The 20,056-nt window shown below is 34.6% G+C and carries 14 protein-coding genes and 1 pseudogene; 9 read left to right on the plus strand and 6 right to left on the minus strand.

Annotated features, from left to right (window positions below):
* The first annotated feature begins 70 nt into the window (after nucleotides 1-70).
* The 3 genes from J4760_RS12845 to J4760_RS12855 all read left to right on the plus strand — a co-directional run bounded on the left by J4760_RS12845 (nucleotide 71) and on the right by J4760_RS12855 (nucleotide 3,083).
* A complete protein-coding gene (locus J4760_RS12845) occupies nucleotides 71-901 on the plus strand; it encodes a ParA family protein (RefSeq protein ID WP_237605991.1) in 831 nt (276 codons plus the stop codon).
* Nucleotides 902-916: 15 nt separating this feature from the next.
* A complete protein-coding gene (locus tag J4760_RS12850; protein WP_237605992.1) occupies nucleotides 917-1,228 on the plus strand; it encodes a hypothetical protein in 312 nt (103 codons plus the stop codon).
* Nucleotides 1,229-1,658: 430 nt separating this feature from the next.
* Nucleotides 1,659-3,083, plus strand: coding sequence for a primase C-terminal domain-containing protein (locus tag J4760_RS12855; protein ID WP_237605993.1), 1,425 nt, complete (start codon nucleotides 1,659-1,661; stop codon nucleotides 3,081-3,083).
* A 68-nt stretch (nucleotides 3,084-3,151) separates the two neighbouring features.
* Here the strand turns inward: J4760_RS12855 and J4760_RS12860 are convergent, their stop codons facing one another.
* Entirely contained in the window at nucleotides 3,152-4,216 is a 1,065-nt protein-coding gene (locus tag J4760_RS12860; protein WP_370637569.1) for an AAA family ATPase, read from the minus strand.
* Between the two features lie 95 nt (nucleotides 4,217-4,311).
* Between J4760_RS12860 and J4760_RS12865 the strand changes: the two genes are divergently transcribed.
* The 4 genes from J4760_RS12865 to relB all read left to right on the plus strand — a co-directional run bounded on the left by J4760_RS12865 (nucleotide 4,312) and on the right by relB (nucleotide 5,797).
* Nucleotides 4,312-4,587: a helix-turn-helix domain-containing protein gene (locus tag J4760_RS12865; RefSeq protein ID WP_237605994.1), complete on the plus strand. Its 276-nt coding sequence runs from the start codon at nucleotides 4,312-4,314 to the stop codon at nucleotides 4,585-4,587.
* 151 nt (nucleotides 4,588-4,738) lie between these two features.
* Nucleotides 4,739-5,017 (plus strand): AbrB/MazE/SpoVT family DNA-binding domain-containing protein, encoded by a 279-nt coding sequence (locus tag J4760_RS12870; RefSeq protein ID WP_237605995.1) that lies wholly within the window; start codon nucleotides 4,739-4,741, stop codon nucleotides 5,015-5,017.
* 71 nt (nucleotides 5,018-5,088) lie between these two features.
* The gene (locus tag J4760_RS12875; protein ID WP_237605996.1) at nucleotides 5,089-5,445 is read left to right on the plus strand and encodes a type II toxin-antitoxin system PemK/MazF family toxin; all 357 of its coding nucleotides are present in this window, start codon (nucleotides 5,089-5,091) and stop codon (nucleotides 5,443-5,445) included.
* Between the two features lie 127 nt (nucleotides 5,446-5,572).
* Nucleotides 5,573-5,797: a type II toxin-antitoxin system RelB family antitoxin gene (gene relB, locus J4760_RS12880; protein ID WP_237605997.1), complete on the plus strand. Its 225-nt coding sequence runs from the start codon at nucleotides 5,573-5,575 to the stop codon at nucleotides 5,795-5,797.
* 91 nt (nucleotides 5,798-5,888) lie between these two features.
* Here the strand turns inward: relB and J4760_RS12885 are convergent, their stop codons facing one another.
* The 4 genes from J4760_RS12885 to J4760_RS12900 all read right to left on the minus strand — a co-directional run bounded on the left by J4760_RS12885 (nucleotide 5,889) and on the right by J4760_RS12900 (nucleotide 11,299).
* The gene (locus J4760_RS12885; RefSeq protein WP_237605998.1) at nucleotides 5,889-6,167 is read right to left on the minus strand and encodes an AbrB/MazE/SpoVT family DNA-binding domain-containing protein; all 279 of its coding nucleotides are present in this window, start codon (nucleotides 6,165-6,167) and stop codon (nucleotides 5,889-5,891) included.
* A gap of 164 nt (nucleotides 6,168-6,331) precedes the next feature.
* The gene (locus J4760_RS12890; RefSeq protein WP_237605999.1) at nucleotides 6,332-6,631 is read right to left on the minus strand and encodes a type II toxin-antitoxin system RelE family toxin; all 300 of its coding nucleotides are present in this window, start codon (nucleotides 6,629-6,631) and stop codon (nucleotides 6,332-6,334) included.
* Nucleotides 6,632-6,634: 3 nt separating this feature from the next.
* Nucleotides 6,635-6,946: a hypothetical protein gene (locus J4760_RS12895; protein WP_237606000.1), complete on the minus strand. Its 312-nt coding sequence runs from the start codon at nucleotides 6,944-6,946 to the stop codon at nucleotides 6,635-6,637.
* 4,086 nt (nucleotides 6,947-11,032) lie between these two features.
* A complete protein-coding gene (locus J4760_RS12900) occupies nucleotides 11,033-11,299 on the minus strand; it encodes a helix-turn-helix domain-containing protein (RefSeq protein ID WP_237606017.1) in 267 nt (88 codons plus the stop codon).
* Between the two features lie 734 nt (nucleotides 11,300-12,033).
* Here J4760_RS12900 and J4760_RS12905 point away from each other — a divergent pair.
* Nucleotides 12,034-15,744 (plus strand): YobI family P-loop NTPase, encoded by a 3,711-nt coding sequence (locus J4760_RS12905; RefSeq protein WP_237606001.1) that lies wholly within the window; start codon nucleotides 12,034-12,036, stop codon nucleotides 15,742-15,744.
* A 201-nt stretch (nucleotides 15,745-15,945) separates the two neighbouring features.
* Here J4760_RS12905 and J4760_RS12910 read toward each other — a convergent pair.
* Nucleotides 15,946-16,335, minus strand: a pseudogene (locus J4760_RS12910) (recombinase family protein); the annotation flags it as partial.
* A 1,088-nt stretch (nucleotides 16,336-17,423) separates the two neighbouring features.
* Between J4760_RS12910 and J4760_RS12915 the strand changes: the two are divergent.
* Entirely contained in the window at nucleotides 17,424-20,051 is a 2,628-nt protein-coding gene (locus tag J4760_RS12915; protein WP_237606002.1) for a protein kinase/lanthionine synthetase C family protein, read from the plus strand.
* The last annotated feature ends 5 nt before the right edge of the window (nucleotides 20,052-20,056 follow it).

A 20,056-nucleotide genomic window follows, 5' to 3' on the forward strand; every position in this document is an offset into this window, starting at 1 on the left:
TAATATATTGTATGCTATATATTATATATAACATGTTATGCATGTAAAGTAATATAAAGGAGTGAAAAGATTGGGGAAGATTATAAGTATAAATAACTTCAAAGGCGGTGTTTCTAAGACATCGACAGCATGCGCCCTTGCCTACGTCTTGTCTGAGAAAAAAGGGATAAAGACTTTACTTGTGGATTTTGATCCTCAGGCTGATGCGACTGAGCTTTTGATTCGAACATATAATAACGCAGAGAAGCCGGATGCTCTCAATGATGAAGGCTACGCTACTATCTACGAAGGAATACAAAGTGGAGATCGAGCTGGAACAACACGTCGATTATCTAAAAATCTAGATTTAATCCCCAGCGACTTTGATTTGATTGGATTTCCAGACCATCTCATTAAAAAATATCGCTATAAAGATACCTTCAATAAAGTTAAAGAACTGAATAATTTTCTTGAAGGTGTAAGAGACGAGTACGATATCATATTAATCGATACCCCTCCTACGATTTCCGATTTTAGTAATAATGCGATTTATGCTTGTGACTATAGTCTGATAGTAATGCAAACACACCGGAGATCTTATAGATCTGTAGAAAAGTTTTTAGTTCATCTCGTGGACTTTCAAGAGACATACGGGAATGAGTTTGATGTTTTGGGAATCATACCCGTCATGTTTACGAAAAATACGAAGACAGACAGTATTACGCTGCAAGATGCTACGGAGGATTACAAGGAGTATGTATTCAAGCATATCGTAAAAGCGATGGAAAGAGTCAAATTTTGGGACGAATTTGGAATTTCAGAAGAAGGCCACTGGGATCAGAAGGCTATTAAAGAATATGAAAAGCTTACTGATGAATTTTTAGAAAAATTAGAACAAATAGAAGCAAAACAAACTCAATAAGAAGGAGTGGGATAGATGGGATTGTTAGATGAAACAAAGAAGAAAAGAGTAGGAAAGAAACATGAAAATCCTTTGGCTAACCATAATATAAAGAAAGAAAAGCTTCCTGTTACTTCTCTTAGGCTGGATGGAGATACTCACGCGAAAATACTAGCGCTTAAAAATGTAGTTGCGAAGCGTAATCTCAACAATATGCAAATTATTACTGAAGCTATTGATAACATGATTGAAGATCTTGATGAGGAAAGTTTGGAGGTTTTCGATAAGTATTATCGTATTAATATAGAAGAAAAAGTAGACGTTTTGAAAAGAAAAGGTGAATATTAGTATGAGCATATTGCATATTGCATATTATATATAATATGCAATATGCTTTTTTGATTTTACAAATCAACCTTGTTCTTGTATGCTTAGTTTAATTAATTCACTAAACAAAAATTAAATAAAAAGAGCGTATAAATAACAAAAAACTCGAAGTGTGGGGACACGTCGAGTTCCTCGGAATTCAGTTCTTGGGGAAGTACTGAATTCAAACGTTATATTTCGCTCACATACCTCTGACCACAGAGTGTTTTGGCGAACATTTACTAATATTTTGGATAGCTATATAATAGCAAATGTTCGTAGATAAATCAAGTTAGCGATATGAGTATGTGTATTTATTGTACTTTTATATCGTCATATTTGAGTAGATTGTATAGGTATGTGAGCGACAGGTTTAATCACCTGGCGCTTTTTTTGTTGGGAAGGACAATTCATGTACAATTTACAATCCATCTATTCCAGCATCCTAAAAGAGGGGATCGCCGAATCTAGAATTAAGTATAAAAAAATGAATCGTTACGGGAAAATAGCAGTCGCAAATTCGAAAAATCAAATGATCTATAACAAAGGCTATACAGTTGGATCAGTTGAGACACTCATGAGTAATAGCAATGTTGCAACACATTTCACACCTAATGTGTTTCATTGGTTGAGTAGAAAGAACAATACAGTTTCAGGTCACGAGGAGAGAAACCTAAAACAAATAAATACATTTGTAATTGATTTCGATACATATAATATCGAGTATACAGATATCTTGAATGCTGGATTAAACCTAGATATGATGCCAACACTAATACTAAAGACAGATAAAGGATTTCATGCTTATTTTATAATCGACCAGCCAGTTTATATTTCAGAGAAAACAAATTATAAAAGTCTAAAAGTCGCTAAAAAGATCTCTCAGAATTTGAGAAGTGAATTCAATAAAGAAATTGGGGGAGTAGACCTCACATGTAATCATTTTGGCTACTTCAGATGCCCAAATGATTACAATATCTTATTTTACCAAGAAGATATAGCGCATAATTTTAAGGAGCTAATGGATTGGTCTAGACGTAAATCAGATGATGCCAGAGCCCATCTGAGAGTCGTGGTTGATAATACTTTTAATACTCAGCAGAGACAAATTGAAGAAGAATGGTACCGTGAGCTGATTCAACAACCCGGGATCCATGGAGGGGCCGGATATGGCCGTAATAATGCTATTTTCACTTTGTGTTTAGCCAATTTTCAATCTGGTGTCTCTTTTGAGAGTTGTTTTGATAAAATGGATCAATTTAATTCAAGGCTAGAAATACCTCTAAAAAATACTGATGTTAGTAAAATCGTCAAGAGTGCGTATAGCGGAAAGTATAAAGGGGCCAATAAAGAGTATATAAAGCTGTTGCTCGAATCTTGGTGTAACAAAAAACACACTTCCAGAGCATTTAATCATTGGTATAAACACAAAAAACTGCGTAAAGATCGTAAATACTCTCACGCGCACGAGCGTGAGAGTGATATTGTTGAATATTTAAATGCTCATGCTATTAATGGAGTGGTCGAAATATCGCAGAGAAAACTTGCTGCTAAATTTGGTATTGAAACACCAGCACTTAGAAATGTACTAAAGAAGTCCAAGAAAATAAAAGTGAAGGTCGTAGGTGGAGGTGCTGTAAGCAAATTTTATACTCTGCAGACATTAGTTCAACATGTCCAAAATTTGAAAAAGAAGTCTAAAATACTGATAAGTGAACTCAATAAGCTCTTCAGCTTAGTTCCTGGTGAATATGTGAAGGTATTCGAGAGACTATTCGAAATGATTAACGAAAATCCAAGAATCCATAGGATAGAACAAGTTAGGTTATTAATTTGACTACGTGTAACAAACTGCCCTACATATTATATTTCTATAGTTCCTCTATCAGAAGAGATCTTATTGGATTAATCATCATTTCTTTCTGTTTTATCTAATATCTCTTCAATTGCTTGGTTTAAAATAAAAGTTTTAAATCCATGTTTGTTCTTGCTAATGATATCGAGACGTTTTTTTAATTCTTTTCGTATTAAGAAAGTCATGCGTTTATGTGTATTTTCTACCTTATTTTTTTGTTTGTTTTCTTCTTTCTTTTTGTATAGTTCTAATATATCTGTTTTATAATCGAATTTTTTTCTTGTTATTTTATCTTTTAATAAGAATTCATTAGCTAGATTGTCATACGAATTAACAAGTTTGTTTTTAGCTTTTGATGTTAAAATAGCTGGAGATTTATTATATGAAACACTTTTTGCGAATAATATTGTTTTTGGTATTCGAGTTTCATATAATTGGATGTTTGACTGAGAGAAAAATATTTGTGCTTCTTTTAAAATTTCTTTATGAATATTTGTTGCTTTCTCTACTTTCATTGCTAAGATTCCAGATATCTTTAATTTAGGATTATGTGTGTTTTGTATCTCTTTAATTGTTTTAGTAACCTGGGAAAAACCAGCAACATCGAAAATATCAGGAACGAATGGTATTATTACTTTGTCTGAATATATTAGGCAATTAGCAATTGTAAGTATGCTTGATGAGGGTGTGTCAATAAACACGTAGTCGTATTTATTTTTAATACTTCTCATATTGTCTTTAAGTAGGTGATAGGGACGTGAATATACTTTTAGGCGAGGAAATATGTCAAATTCTAAGAAGTCCATATCGCCATTTGAGGGTATTAAATCGATATTTTGATGTAGGGAAACAATAACTTCTTTTGGATCAATGCCACGTACCATTACGTCATAAATAGTATCTTCAAAGTTCTCGGGAATTTTATCGAAAGCCATGCTTATATTACCTTTTGGGTCTGCATCAATAATTAGAATTTTTTTCTTATATTTATGTGCAAGAATTGATGCAAGGTTCGTTACTAGACTTGTTTTTCCTGATCCACCTCTATGGGTGAATATTGAATAGATTTCAGCGATATTAGCACTCTCCTCATTAATGAATTTTAAAAGACATATTCAAAGCTTTCTTATTTTATTTTAACAATTCTTCTTACTTTGCACTTGAGTGCATAATTACTATTATCTAAGAAATTTCATTGGAGGGTAATATCATGACCTATATAGATGAACTCAAAGTAAAGTACATTGATAATGACCCTGAGAGTGAGAGATTCTTTAGTGAGATGTCAAACCGGCTTGATATTTCAGTTATGATAGTTTATCTAAGAGATGAGTATAATCTATCGCAGCATGAACTCGCTGAAAAGGCTGGTGTAGCCAAATCTACGATTGCCCGTATTGAAAATGGAAGTGTCAATACTACGGTGCAGATGCTTGATCGTATTGCAAAATCTGTCGGTAAGGAATTGAAAATTGAAATTGTCTAATTTTGAGGTTTTTTAGATTTGAAATCTATAAAAAATTTCCTTTTATGCCCCATAATCTTACACAAAAACAGGCAAATGCTATCTATTGATAAATGTATATACGTGGGATATACTTATGGTAATTTAAACATGTTCAGGGGAGTTGATCAGTATGGAGAAGGCGAAGACAAAAGTCGGTCATCACGAAGCTAAAATCCGTCCGTGGGGCAACAGCCAAGGGATCAGGCTTACGCGTGAAGTCCTGAAAGAGGCAGGGTTCGATGAGAACGACACACTACTTGAAGTGGAAATCGAACCCAACCGCATTTCGCTGGTACCGAAGAATAAGCTGACACCGTTTCAGAAGCTATTTGTCGGTTACGAAGGTGAAAAACCTGACTCTGAGTCCCTTTGGGATGAGGCAGAACCAATCGGAAAAGAAGAATGGTAACTTGTAGCCCAGTTTACATGTGTCTGTACTCAACTTTCAGTAAATGAGTACAGACTTTATTTTTTGGAGGGATGAATATGGCAAAGTATTTCAAGGCCGGGGATATTATAAAAATCAATATGTCACCTGCCAAGGGACATGAACAGCAGGGTTATCGCCCGGTAATCGTGGTTTCAGAAGAAAACGTACATAAACAGACAGATCTGATCTGGGTCTTGCCCATCACCAACACAGATAAAGGCTATCCGACCCATGTCGCTGTCGACGGGAGAACCAAGAACAGCAAAACGACGGGTTACGTGCTATGTGAGAAGATAAAAGCGATTGATCCGGCTGCCAGGAGCGCCAGATTAACGGATGAAGCAGAAAGGGAGCTACTCGAAGACTGCAAACGGATTATAGAAGCCATTACGTACATCGGACCGTAAAATTAATCCGTATGATAGAGCAAGCATCTTAGAATCGACGGCCTATAGGTTGTCGATTTTTTTTATTAAGGGTATGGATATAATATCCCACACGATATGCGGTATAAAACAGAAGGGGTGGATGCTGATGGGTACGATTGAAGTGCGCTTGAACGATAGGGAGCAAAAAGTGTTTGAAGACTATGCTGAGCGCCACGGTATACCTCTGTCTTCGATGATGAAGCAGGCGTTGGAAGAACGAATAGAAGATGAGCTTGATCTTGAATCAGTCAAATCGTACGAGGCGGATGTTCAAAATAACAACGTGACCGTCTACGATTATGATGAAACGAAACAGATGCTGGACTTATAGGATGATAATCGGACCGACTCCCTTATGGGCTGCCGGTCTTTTTTTCGCCACCAGATTCTTTTTTCCTGTAAAACCAGACACCCTCGGTGTGCTATTTCTTGTGCTCCGCCTCGATCTGCTCAAGTAGTATTCTGGCACCCTCTGTGCTCAGTACGAGGTTGCCGTCGGCCAAGACCATGTTGTCTTTTGATACCTTGCCGGTGACGGCACACGTCAGCTCGGGTGCATACTTCTTCAGGATGATCGCATCCCCTTCGGTGTAGACCTCGAGAGAGTCTCTGATTTCAATATCGAGCGTGCGTCTAAGCTCGATCGGAACGACAACCCGTCCGAGTTCATCGACCTTGCGTACAATACCTGTAGATTTCATATTCTATTCTCTCCAATACATAAATGATTGACCGAAGTCTAGTTACCAAATAGTACCATTCAGTCAATATCTATATCAAGTTAATTTGCATAGGACACCACATGTCGTACCGAATTTTGGCGCGTGATATCGTATAACACAAAAAAAGACGGGCATACACCCGTCTAGTTTTTTGCAATGATACGGTTCATTGCATCTTTATATACTTGTGATTTATCACGTTTACCGATGGCGATGACTTGAACGACCTCCATATGGTCCTCCACTTCACGAAACACAATCCGTAGACCCTGTTGCTTGAGTTTAATCTTATTACATCCTTTAAGTGGCCCACGGAGTGGTTCACCAGCACTCATTCCGCGCGCACTGATGCGCTTCAACCCTTTTACGATAAGTTGTTTCTGACTGCCATCAAGCTTGTCATAGTCTGACTTCGCAGATTCTGTAAGTTCCACAGTGTACATGAATTACTCCCAGCCGTCGTTGTCATCGAGTTCAATATCATCGAGATTGATACCTGTGACTTCCTCGACACTATACGTTTTGATATTTTTATCTTGAAGGCGTTCTTTGACAATCAGTTCATCAATGCGATCGTACAGTGCTTCAATCTCGCTATTCATGCTCTCATACTGGTCTTGGGTCAACACAACACCAGCGACTTTATCTCGATTGAAGATATAGACACCATTGTTTCGTTCTTTCGCTTCTTCGAAGATTGTCATCGGAGACTTCTTTACGTCAGAAATACTTTTGAACGGTACATCCAAGGTTTTCATACAATCCCTCCTCTATTCTGTTTAAGTATAGCACTTCAAAGAATCTTTTAAAAGTATCTTAATGGTACGACTTAGAGTTCTAAGGCTTTAGGCTTCATTTATGATTAGCAGATCGGAAGTTAACCGGGGTACCAGACAACCCTTTTCACACCGCGTGGCGCAATTCGCGCCGATACGATACATACGATATGCTCCATTTGGCGCTTACGGCATGCTGACGGGGCGTCATGCGTATGGAATGTCGTACCACATACTTATAAACACCGGCGCGCCATGCCGCATCTCGTAAGCACACAGAGCCATGCTCACAGCGTATGCTTCAAATGCTTTATGAAATACGCACGGAATCAGGCATCCTATACACATACGTACGCCTGTTTATCGCATACGTAACCCATGCGCAACCGATGGCGTACGGAATGACGGATAGCATGCATACGCCAAAACTGAAATACCGAGAACATATCGGATACATATACAATATGCAGTATATGATATATGGCATACGCATCGCATCGATACGTCATGCGGACCGACCGCCCTTCGTGGGACGTGTCGGTCTTTTTTTGATAGCAGACTGGCATGCATCCTGGAATACCGGAGCCAAGTTCAAGGGCAGCCTGGATCATTCAGGGCGGGTCCTTCGCCCCTTGGTGGTTTTGACTGACTTTCTCGCTTCCGCTCGTATAACCGCCCGGGGCTTCCCACCCTGAATGCCCTAGAGAAAGGCCTCAAGTCCATGCTGTGGAGCCTTCCGTCGCGCCGGTGGTCTTGCCTACCTTTTTCCGTCACACGGCGTGTACGCCAGTCGCTGCGCTCTGTACGTACAATCGCCTCGTGTGCCGTCATATAACCGCCTCTGCGCCGTCCTCAGCATGGCTTTCGTGCCTTAAATTCTGCAGTGCATTTCGGCGCAGCACGCGTGCTGCTTGCGCCCCTTCGGGGCATTTTCCCCACTATGGCACGACGTGATCACGGGGCGAGGGCGCACCGTAATCCCTGTCTGCCTGTCGACCGTCACACGGTGTGCATATGCCCCGAAATCCCCCTTCGACTCGCGTCTACGGGGCGGGGTTATGCACCGTGAACGACCCGACTATGTTGTCATACGCCCTACGGGTCGAATGACACCCCCACATAGTTCAGCGATGGCTTCACAATGCGGGTTCGTCGGGGGTCGACTATGCGACTATGTCCGGTGTATATTTGCACGATATCGCACAAACGCAGTCGCACCAAGGGTTCGCAGCGTTGTTTATGTATCGTACTATGTCCGGACGCATAGTGGGGAAAGAGCATAAGGGGGGCGTACGTACAGGCGCTTTCGCGCTCTGTCCGGTCAGCATAGCTGACTGCCCCCTTACTGCGTCCCGGAATGCTTGCGCATCCCTCTCCTTGCCCCCTTCGGGGGTGCTCATTCGGAAGTGTCTGGCGTCACTTCCTAGAGATCAAATTCGAGCGTACAGACGTCACACAGTCCCCCTGGACTATGTTCTGCTGTACAGATGAAATCATTTTGAAGTGCAGCGATGTCCTCCCGTAAAACATATATGTTTTGCGTACGTACATGAGGGAGAAATCGTGGCGCACACGATGCTTGAAATGCGTCTCGGACATCCCTGTCGGATGTCTTCGGAACAGATCACTGCGTGTGCTTTAAGGGCGTGAGGTTCGTGTAAGTGAGCTTGATGGCTTTCATTGAGAGCAAATTTTATAGCATCACATTTACTTTATTTTCACATATACAAAATTCCTAAAAATAAATCATACAATATACAATATATTATATATTGTTGTTGTGAAATATTAATTTATTGAACTTGTTATTAGTATTCATTTAGGAACTCATGCAGGAAGAATAAGACAATGGATAATCGGTAACTACATGAATAAGTTTGAGTTTGGATGATATTGAACTGGAATCGATGTGAAGTGAAAAATATTTTTTAAAACGTTATAGAAATTTATTTGAACTTATTATAGTAGTTACATATTTTTAAGTCCTTTTCATATTGAAATCTTCACAGGGTCTTAAAGGTGATCTAATCATAGGTATGAAAAAAATAGAAGAGATAGAGAACTTTGCAGTGGACTTAAAAGCTGATCAACTCTAATAACAGATGATTAATCACGTTACTAACCAAAAATGTATATAAAGTAAAATTAATGACATTTGAAGTTTGTTCCTTTGTTCCTAGTTTTTCAGATAATCTTTACATACATGTAACGTATGCCGTATATATAGGTCTTTTATTTTCTTTATACTTATAATTTAAGAAAAAGAGGAACAAAGGAACAAGGCAGTACGAATATGCACTATGTAAACATTTATGTGTTCCTTTTACTTGAAAAAAGAAGGAACAAACCAGGAACATTTATAAAAAAAAGGAACAAATTATCGATGTGACTGTTTTGATTCACCTTATTTCTGCATAATGCTTTCTAAGTGAGCATCAAAAAAGGAACATTTTTTTAAAAAGTAGGGACATATTTTTATAAAAAGGGACAATTGAGGAACCAATTTTATAATGAAAATGTTAAAAATTTACTTTAAATTTTGATGTAGTATGAATAAAGTAATCCCTTTAAATCTATGAGTTTAAAATATGAAAAATGATAATTTCTATATGTTATTGAGTTAACTATTAATCATTCATACGTTGCGTGGAGAATCGAAACACTGCCGTAAACTAAAGAATAAGAAGATGGGATTACGCGTCACAATTTGTCAGTTAGATGACAATATAGAGGTAATTCAGATATTTGCGTTTGGGGAATGTGCATATGTTGAAGTATACTAGAACGCTGTTGAAAGATTAAAAGAAGATGAATAGCATTAAACATTGTCTTATATTTTACGATGAGGCTATTTTTGTGTGTATTACTCGCATATTTCATACATGCATCATAAAGACTTTATGCTATACCTCATACGTATCGTGTCCCGTGTACCATAAGGCTATCTAAACTTATTTTATAAGAGTATATTAATACTCGTTATTTTATGTATTGTGCTGTACAATTCGCACATCTGGTGCGGTACAGTGTGCAGATATTTGAAGCATACAATACGCACAGGTTTTCAATGGAATGAATTTTTCATGTCGAGTCAATGGCCGATCTCGGCCGATGAGAAACAGAATAATAGATGAAATCGAATAAAGAGCACCCCTGAAAGGGGCCAGGAGAGCTTTGCTCGACGCAGTAAAAGGCGCCGTCAGCTATGCTGACCGGACAGAGCGCAAAAGCGCCTGTACGTACGCGCCTCTTATGCTCTTTCCCCACTATGCCGGCCGGTATATAACCGTCGTAAGAAATCACTGTCGAACGTATGTCAGACGGGCGTTCTGCGACTCACGTCCATGAGGCGACCTGACTCACGCGGCGTGAGTGACCCCAGACAAACCGCGCCACGACAGCATCGTCGACTCACGTTGGGACCCTTGGGGACCGGTAGTGTGTATGGCAGCGTGAGTGCGCGCTGTGTGCCGTCTTGAGGGGGAGGATATATAGTTAATAGCAAAGCAAGGTATATACGGTATATATCGAGATTGTCAAAATCGTGCTGTGAGTGCGTTTGTCGATATATACTCGCATGCATAAGTGGGGGGTGTTGTATGACAGTATATACGCGTCGATTTTGACGCGGAATCACTACGTGAGAGCTATCAAAAAAAGGGGGAGATTGACGATGGATCAGTGCCATTTGCGACTTCGTTCGCGGCACAATCCGAGGAAGTTGCCGATTCTATGCGTACGGTATACGTACGCGGTGCGTAAAATATGCGTATATCGTGCGATCGGCCAACTGCAGAGCGGCCGAGCACGGGTACTTCAAATATAAAATGCATTAAATGATACGTAAGGGATGGAAATAAAATACCTATAGCATAAGCAACGATTTGCGATGTGGATATCATTAGCACAATTGTCGTTACGACGTACGCGAGTGATCTGTATATGATATGAATGGTACCTCTGATGAAATACATATCATGTGTGCAATTAACTTTTATTCCTCGTGGGCGATAAAGCATATAAAATAGCACCATCTTTTCGATGTTGAAAAATATAGTTAGATTGCTATTAGATAATCTCGATTTTTAATTCCTTACCCACAGCTTTTGCAATACGATCGAGCATCTGCACCGTAGTATTAACACTTGCATTTTCAATGCGTGCGATTGTTGATTTTGGCACGCCAGCCTTCTCAGCAAGCTCACGCTGAGATAAATTGTACTCATCTCTTAAGTAAACAACCATAACAGCAGTTTTAAGTCGTCTTGATTCCTTGTTAAATACCTTCTCACTCTCAGGGTTATCGTAGATTTTCTTCGCTTTGATTTCATCCATACGAGTCAAAACATCTCCTCCTCGATTATATTTATATCAATGATAGCATATATGCGACCAGAATTAAGGAGAAGAGCTCCAATAATAAAAGATTATCCGTATATTCTTAATTTAATGGTGGATAAAAGAGAACTAACTATCTAAATTCTAAAAAACCAGGAACTTTAATTAAGGTTCCTTTTTTTAGATACTGAATACAATAGAGTCAGAATCAGTACTAGTTTCTCTAGCAGTGAGAATAAAATAGAGAAGTTTTCTGTTCTAAAGGTTGTTCAAAAACAATGGTTTATAAGAATTATAGAAGAAGATTTCAGTTTTCTTTTCTAGCTCTTTTACTTTGTCTCATAACTCATTTCATAATCAAACTTTCATAAACGTTGATTCATAATGATTCTGAAAAGAATAGACATAAAGTGCAATGACAAGTTTTGTATTAATTATTCGCTAAAATATATTGGAAACCTAGAAGCATTAAAATAACAGGGAAATTCATATTAAAACGGGAAAGGTACTAATTTATGTGATAGAAATATTAGTTAGAAGGTATAAAAAATACAGCATTATTGAGCAATTTTTTGTAGGCTTTTGTTAATGAAATAGTAACGTATCTGTCTTACTATTCAACTTTGTTACTCATATCTTTACTTTTCTATGTGGTAAAATAAGTATTAAGAATTTAAAAACTTTTCTTTGATTTTAATGTGATTGCCATCTTAGTGAGAAAGGAGTCTAAAATGAGTAACGACCAAGTTGAATTCGAAAAATTAACGCCTATTCAAGACTATGATCTAAATATCTATGAAGATGGTTTGAATTTTATTTTTGAAAATCAGGATATTAAAAATATTGCCATCACAGGGCCGTATGGTGCAGGGAAAACGAGTCTAATAGAGACTTTTAAAAAATCTTCGACTATGAGTTTTATTCATATTTCATTAGCTCATTTTAATTCTAAAAAAGAAGAAGACAGTTTGACAGTTGATGAAAGTATCTTAGAGGGAAAAATATTAAATCAATTAATACACCAAATTGATCCCACCAAAATTCCAAAAACAAACTTTAAAGTAAAGCAAAAGGTTGATCAAAGAAAAGTAGCGATTAATACTATAAAACTACTTACAATGTTTATCTTATTGTTGTATCTCTTTTTTTATAATTCATGGTCAGTATACATATCACAATTATCAGAAGGGATGTTAAAAGAATTTCTATTAGTAAGTACTATTCCAGAATTAAAACTTTTAAGCCTTATAAGTATTTTACTTCTTGCTGGTAAAAGCATATATAACTTCTTTATAATGCAAAGCAATCGAAATATGTTCAAGAGACTAAATTTGCAAGGAAATGAAATAGAAATTTTGGAAGAAAATGATGAATCATACTTTGATAAGTATTTAAATGAAGTTTTATATATATTTGAAAATTCGGATGCTGACGCAATTGTGTTCGAAGATATAGACAGATATGATGTGACTCGTATTTTTGAAAAGTTGAGAGAAATAAATACTTTAGTGAATAACAAAAAAGAAGTGCCTCTCCGCTTTATCTTTCTATTGAGAGACGATGTTTTTATATCGAAAGACCGGACTAAATTTTTTGATTTCATCTTACCGGTGGTACCAGTTATAGATGGATCAAATTCATATGAACAGTTTTTAGAGCATTTCAAGAATGGAGATATAAATAAGCACCTAGATACTAAATTTCTTCAAGGTATATCTTTATATATTGATGATATGAGAATTTTGAAAAATATATATAATGAATTTCTGATTTATAAAAATAGACTTAATTCAATTGAATTGAACTTCAACAAGCTACTTGCTTTAATAGCGTATAAGAATATTTTTCCTCGAGATTTTAGCGATCTGCAACTAAGTAGCGGTTTTGTCCATACATTATTTAACAAGAAGAAAGACTTTGCAGATAGTGAAACCAGTGCCATTGAACAAAAAATTGAGGAAAAAAAGAATTTAATTTCTAGGACATCGAATGAAGAGTCAAGAAATCTCAATGAACTTGATGCTATTTACTTCAATACTCAGCACGATATTGTATCTATTGGCGGGAATTCTATTTCCAAATTTAGTACTAGGGCTGAAATTATAAATGCATTAAGAGAAAATCCCAAATCTATTAAAGCAAGACAACTATATAACAATATACATACTGTAAGTGTACAATCAGATTTCGAAAAACTAGAAAGTATGCCTGAATATTTACAGCGAAGAACCGTGATTAATAATAAGTCAAGTTCTGCAATAGAAAAGCTTAATTCAGAAATCAGAGAGCTAAAGAAAGAAAGAGACACATTGAAAAATAAGAAGTTAGAAAAAATTATAAATAAAAACAACGTAGATACTATATTTAGGACTAGCTATACGAATGAGATAGGTGAAGAAAACAAGTTTAAAGAAATTAAAAGTAGTGCTTACTTTCCTTTAATAAAGTATTTAATTAGAAACGGTTATATTGACGAAACTTATTCCGACTATATGACCTATTTTTATGAAAATAGCTTAAGTATTTCCGACAAGATTTTCTTACGTAGCATTTCCGATCAAGAAGCCAAAGAATTTGGCTATTCATTGAAAGATGCGGAGTTAGTAGTTTCTAGACTAAATTTATCGGACTTTCAGCAAGTTGAAATATTAAATTTGGACTTGCTCCATCACTTACTAAATGAAAATGAGTCTAATCCACTGTATTTAAAAGCTTTCATAAAGCAGCTAGAAGATACCAAAAACTTTAAGTTTATAGAAGAATTTATAGAAAAAAGAGTGAATTTGGCGCAATTCATAAATAATTTAAATTCTGTCTGGCCAAATCTCTTTGAGGAAATGATTGAAACAAGTAATTACAGTGAACAATTAAAAACACAACTAGCATTGTATTATCTAAATTATTCTGATGAAAATGACTTAGAGGTTGTAAACACTAATAACTACTTAACTAGTTATGTATCAAACAATGCTGATTTTTTAAACGTTCAGAGCCCAGATTCAAGTAAATTAATCACTGCCTTCTCTTGTATTAACATTAGCTTTAATGTAATTAATTTTAGTAATGCTCATGAAGAATTACTCCAAAAAGTTTATGAAAACCATTTATTCAGTCTGAACTATGATTTAATCGTAGGGTTCTTAAAAGAGAAATATGACTTTACTACTACTACTCCTGAAGATTTTCGGCATAAAAACTATAGTTTAATTATGAGTAAAAAAGAGGAAAGTCTCTTTAAATACGTCAATGAAAACATTCAGGATTACTTGGAGGTAGTGCTGGATAATTGTGAGGAAAAAATCTCAGATAACGAAGTCGCAGCTTTGGATTTGTTAAATAATTCAATAATTACTTTCGGAACAAAAGTTCAATATCTTAAGTTTTTACGTACTTCTATGGAAAGTATTGAAGAAGTACATGATTATGAGCTTTGGCCAGTAATGATTAAGAATCAACTTGTTGCTTACAATGATCAAAACATTTTAGCGTATTACTTCAATAGCGGTAACGGTTTGGATACTGAGTTGATCGAGTTTATCAATGGTTCCGCTGTAGATTTATATTTAGACAAAGACTATATTAATACTACTTTTGGGGAAAAAGCTGCTAGTGAATTTTATGATTCGGTCGTTCAATCCAATGACTTATCTAATGAACGGTATCAATCATTATTAAAACCTTTTAATTATCATTATAAATTATTCTCATTTGAAGGTATAAGCCTTGAAAAAATTGACATACTGATTGACATATCCGCAATTAACATGAATGAAGATAATTTGACCTTCATGAGAACACATTACAAGGATCTCGTTGTAGACTTTATTGTTAAAAATATCAAAGATTATTCATTACTGATAAATGAGAAAAACTTCATTTTTAAAGAACTATTAGCTTTATTAGATTCTCCTATTAGCACTAGTTATAAATTGCAATTCTTACAATATGCTCAAAATGAAATTAGCATTAGAAATAAGAGCTATAACAATGAACTTAAGCTATTTATTTTGGAACATAACTTCGATATCGAAGATACGCAATTTTTAGTAGACAACTATGCTAATGTAAATGATGAGTTCAAAGAAAAAATAAAAGATTTGATATTGGAGAATTTCGACTATGTAATAGATAAAAAATTAAATATTTCTTTTAATCTTTTAAAGGAAATTTTCCACTCGACAATACTTTCGATTGACCAAAAGAAGGAATTGCTTGTATCTGTCTTAGAAAACTTAAGTTCTTCTCAAACAAAAGAAATCTTAAGAATTTTAAACTTCAGTGATTATCTTGGTCTGTTCGAACGTAAGCGTCCCAAAATTCCTAACACGGATATTGACAAGCAGATTTTATCCATTTTTAAAATCAAAGGATGGATTACTAGGTTTTATGTTGATAGCGATAACTCTAAATTTTTTAGAGTGCATGGAAGGAAAGTAAAATAAACTTTTCCCCTTATAGTTCAGTACTTCACAATCACTGTTTGCAAAAATGACTTTAATTATTGACTCTTTAACATTCGCTTTAGTTTATATTTTAATTAATTTCAAGAAGCCAAGTAATCCCTGTCCAGAGGGTACTTGGCTTCTTGAACTATATGAGTTTATTTACATTCAGGAAAAATGTCGGTCTTCAAAGGCGAATTTTCAGTGCTGGGCATTTTGAGTTTCTTCTATTATATAGTGCGAATTATCCATTTTTTTCTCAAGTGCTCTTACTAATTTATAAAAACTAGTCTTTTTAATGCCAGATTCTTGCATGGCTTCTACTGCTGATAGCTCTTTAGCTTTCCATTTGCTATAAACCTCTTTAAATTCTTCTGAAATAGAAACGGGCGGTCTACCAAACTGAATACCATTTCGTAACGCCAAGTCAATTCCTTCACGCTGCCGTTTTCGGATGCGTTCTCGTTCCTCTTCAGCCATCCAGGAAAGAATCTGCAAAACTAAATCTGCAATAAATGTTCCTATACTATCTTTATACTGCGTCGTATCGAGTAGCGGCATATCCAATACCACAATGTCAGCTTCAATCTGAAAATGTATTTGCTTATTATTATGATCTCCCATTTGATGAAACTGTAGCCAGACATAATACGAAAGTAGGAACGGATTTTGGAGAAAAGGAAATGAAATCTTGGTTTACTGAGAAAGATTTTATAGGCTTGAGAAATGAACGTGCGCTTACAAAAGAGATGAAAGTAAGTGAAACAATAGAATATATTCTTAATGATCTAAATGTTAGTTATTAAATTTTTCTAGTTAAAAAATTGAGATTAAATCGATAGTTGAGAAGGTGCATTAAGAATTTCTTCAATATTTCGTTTGTCAAAATAAGCTAGACAGTTATCTGCTATTCCAGTAAATAATCTTTTTAATATATCCCTTAGTAGTTAGGTTGAAAAACTATTTTAAAGAAAAGTTGACAATTTTAACTTACTTTTTCATATTTACTTTAATTTTTGTTAAAAATTTCAATTAAAACTAATTAATTTTATTTTAGTCAGAATGTATTGAATATATTGACTATTTTAAAATAATGCTTTACGTTATCCTTAGGGGAGAAGAAAGGAGGAAGCAGTAATGGAAAGTATATTAAATTTGCAAAATCTAAGTGTTCAGTCTAACCAAGAAGACATCGCATTCAAAAGCTCAGTTAGTAAATCTTGCACACTTTGCGTAATTAGACCATAGGAATTATGTGAATACTTAAACTCATAATTATTGAACCACAACTATCCATCGAGGTTTAATAATTACTATAAGTAGAGCATGAAACATCCAATCTATAAATTTTTTATTTTTCAAAGTATTAGCTTATCTTTTTAGAAGCGACTTCAAAATTGAATAATCATTTCTTATTCAGAATATAACGAGTGCATTGATTGTTTATAAGTAGTTTTTAACGTTATCCCTAGAAAGGGAGAAGGGAGGAAGTAATAATGGAAAGTATATTAAACTTGCAAAATCTAAGTGTTCAGTCTAACCAAGAAGACATCGCATTCCAGAGCTCAGTTAGTAAATCTTGCTCACTTTGTGTAATTAGGCCATAGAGGTGTTAAACAATTTTCAGTTGCATCACTATAATAAATCTCCCCATATCAATATTAATAAAGAGGTGAATTATGGATAATTTAGCTACATTAAATTTTTTAGCCAATGATGAATATTATTTGCCAATCAGGCTTTATGAAAATACAGGTGAATTTGTAGAAATAGCAGAGAAATATAAAAAAAAGAATTGGCAAGCTCACAAAGATAGAATATTTATGTATTACCAACCTGGTAACCTTCACTTACCTGAACATGGATGGAAGATTCATGTTTCAGCTTCAATACATAATAGCAAAGAAATATTATCGATTGTATCTAAATATTGTTTCGATAGTAACATAGCTTTTAAATTTTGGTTAGATCAAAATATTTTCGAAACACTAAATAGTAAGAACGGAAGTAGAAGTTCTGCTGGGAAGTTTATTACTATATATCCACAAAATACTATGGATTTTATAAAACATATCGAAAATATTAATACTAAGCTAAAAAATTATGTTGGTCCCTACATCCTTACTGATAGGAGATATAAAGATAATAAGGTTTTATATTATCGTTATGGACAAATTTTTCCAAAAACGAGTGATACTTGCATTTATGGTCCAGAAGGACAAGTGTTTATAGATAACCGTGCCCCTATATATCAACAACCTGAGTGGGTTATAGATCCCTTCTATATAAACAAAGGAAACATCAATAGTGAAGGGGGTCTCCTTAATAATAGATACAAAGTTAAAAAGGCACTCAGATTTACAAATGCAGGTGGGACTTATTTAGCACAAGATAGTTTTGACGATAAAGAAGTAATTATTAAAGAAGGACGACCATACACCGCAGAATTTGGAAGTAGTATGAATTCTATCACAATGAAAGAAAATGAATTTAATGTTTTAACTTATTTAAAAGAGAGGTTTAATAACTATGAATTTCCTCAACCAATTGAAATTTTCAAAGAGTGGGAACATATATTTGTAGTGGAAAGTTATATTAAAGGTGATACCATTGAAGAATTTGTATTGAAAAACAGTTATTTCTCATCTTCGAATCAAAACTACAATCTTTTTAAACAATATATATTTAGTATTTTTAAAATATGTAAAAATATAACATCATTATTAGATGAAGTGCATAGCAATGGCATCTATCTAAATGATATAAATCCTGGAAATATAATTATTGATGACAAATTAAACCCTACTATTGTTGATTTGGATTCTGCAATTAACATTCATACGGAAGGGGAAAAGATATTAGTAGGTACAACAGGTTTTTATGATTCTACTGATAAAGTATTATCCTATAAGCGTGATTATAAAGGGATTGGATACTTAGCTTTTTATATGTTAACACCTACTAGGAATTTAGCGACTTTAGAAGAAGATTTTATCGAAAGACACTTAGAATTTCTCGAAAGGAAGTATAATCTTCCTAATGAATTTTCTGAGTTTGTAATGCAATTGATATTTGATGGTTCTATACCTAATATATCAATAAAACATATAGAAAAATTAATAGAAGAAATGGAAGAACCTAGTGATAAATTACGCCTATCTAATTTGAATTTAAATAGAAAAATTAAAAAAGTACACAACTTTTTAGATGAAAGCACAATAAAGGATCCTGAGATTATGTATCCTTCTAATCCATTTGCGAAGAACTATATAGGATTAGAATCTGGAACTACAGGTGTACTTTTAGCACTGAATAAAATAAAGGATTTAGATATAGAGATATTAAATTCAGAAAGTAAAGCTTTAGAATTTTTGCGTAAACAATACAATTTATATGATGATATTAACCATTTAGATTTTGGGCTTTTGAATGGTAAGTCAGGAATTATTTGGGTGCTATTAGATATAAATAATAGTCAATATTATACTGAAAATATTATTAATTCATTACTAAAAGATGTAAGGATAAGGGTTAGCAACAAGGATGACATTGACTATTCTATTGAAAAAGGAATAACTGGTAAAGCTTTACTTATATTAAAAATGTATTTAATTTATAAAAAAGAGGATTACTTAAATTTATGTAAATCGGTATGTAACAGAATAATAGATGACTTAATAACTAATAACTTAAAATTAAATGATATTGGTCTTAATAAAGGGACTACTGGCATATCCTTATTATTTTATTATATGTATAAAAGTACAGGGGATTTTAAGTATTTTAAGTATGGATATGAGATTTTGAAAAAAGACTTATATGAATATAAGGAAATCTCTGAAGGGTGGTTATATCCAAGTAAAAGAAGAGAGGATAGTACTATTTTTTATCCTTATTTATCGTCTGGAACAGCTGGTATTTTCGCAGTATTTATGAGGTACTATAAAGAAGACTCTATAAAATTTGATAAAAGTATACTGTATAAATTAATGAAGGGAATGCAGGCGGAATTTTCAATTGATCTAGGACTATTTTCAGGATTGACTGGTCTTATTCACGTTCATTACGATGCTTATCTATTATTGGAAGATGAAAATATGAACGAGAGAGCACTCTCATTATTGGAAAACTTACTCTCAATATTACCAGAAACAAAGGGAAATACTTTAAAAACTCCGGGACAAATTATGTATAGATATGGTTGTGATTATAGTAATGGTGGAGCAGGTATAGTTGAATTAATGAATAGAATTGAGAAGAAAGAGAATGATTATTATATCTTCTTAGATAGTTACTTCAAGAACTAGAAAAT

It is taken from the genome of Salinicoccus sp. ID82-1, from assembly GCF_021991715.1.
In the GTDB taxonomy this organism is placed as follows: Bacteria; Bacillota; Bacilli; order Staphylococcales; family Salinicoccaceae; genus Salinicoccus; species Salinicoccus cyprini.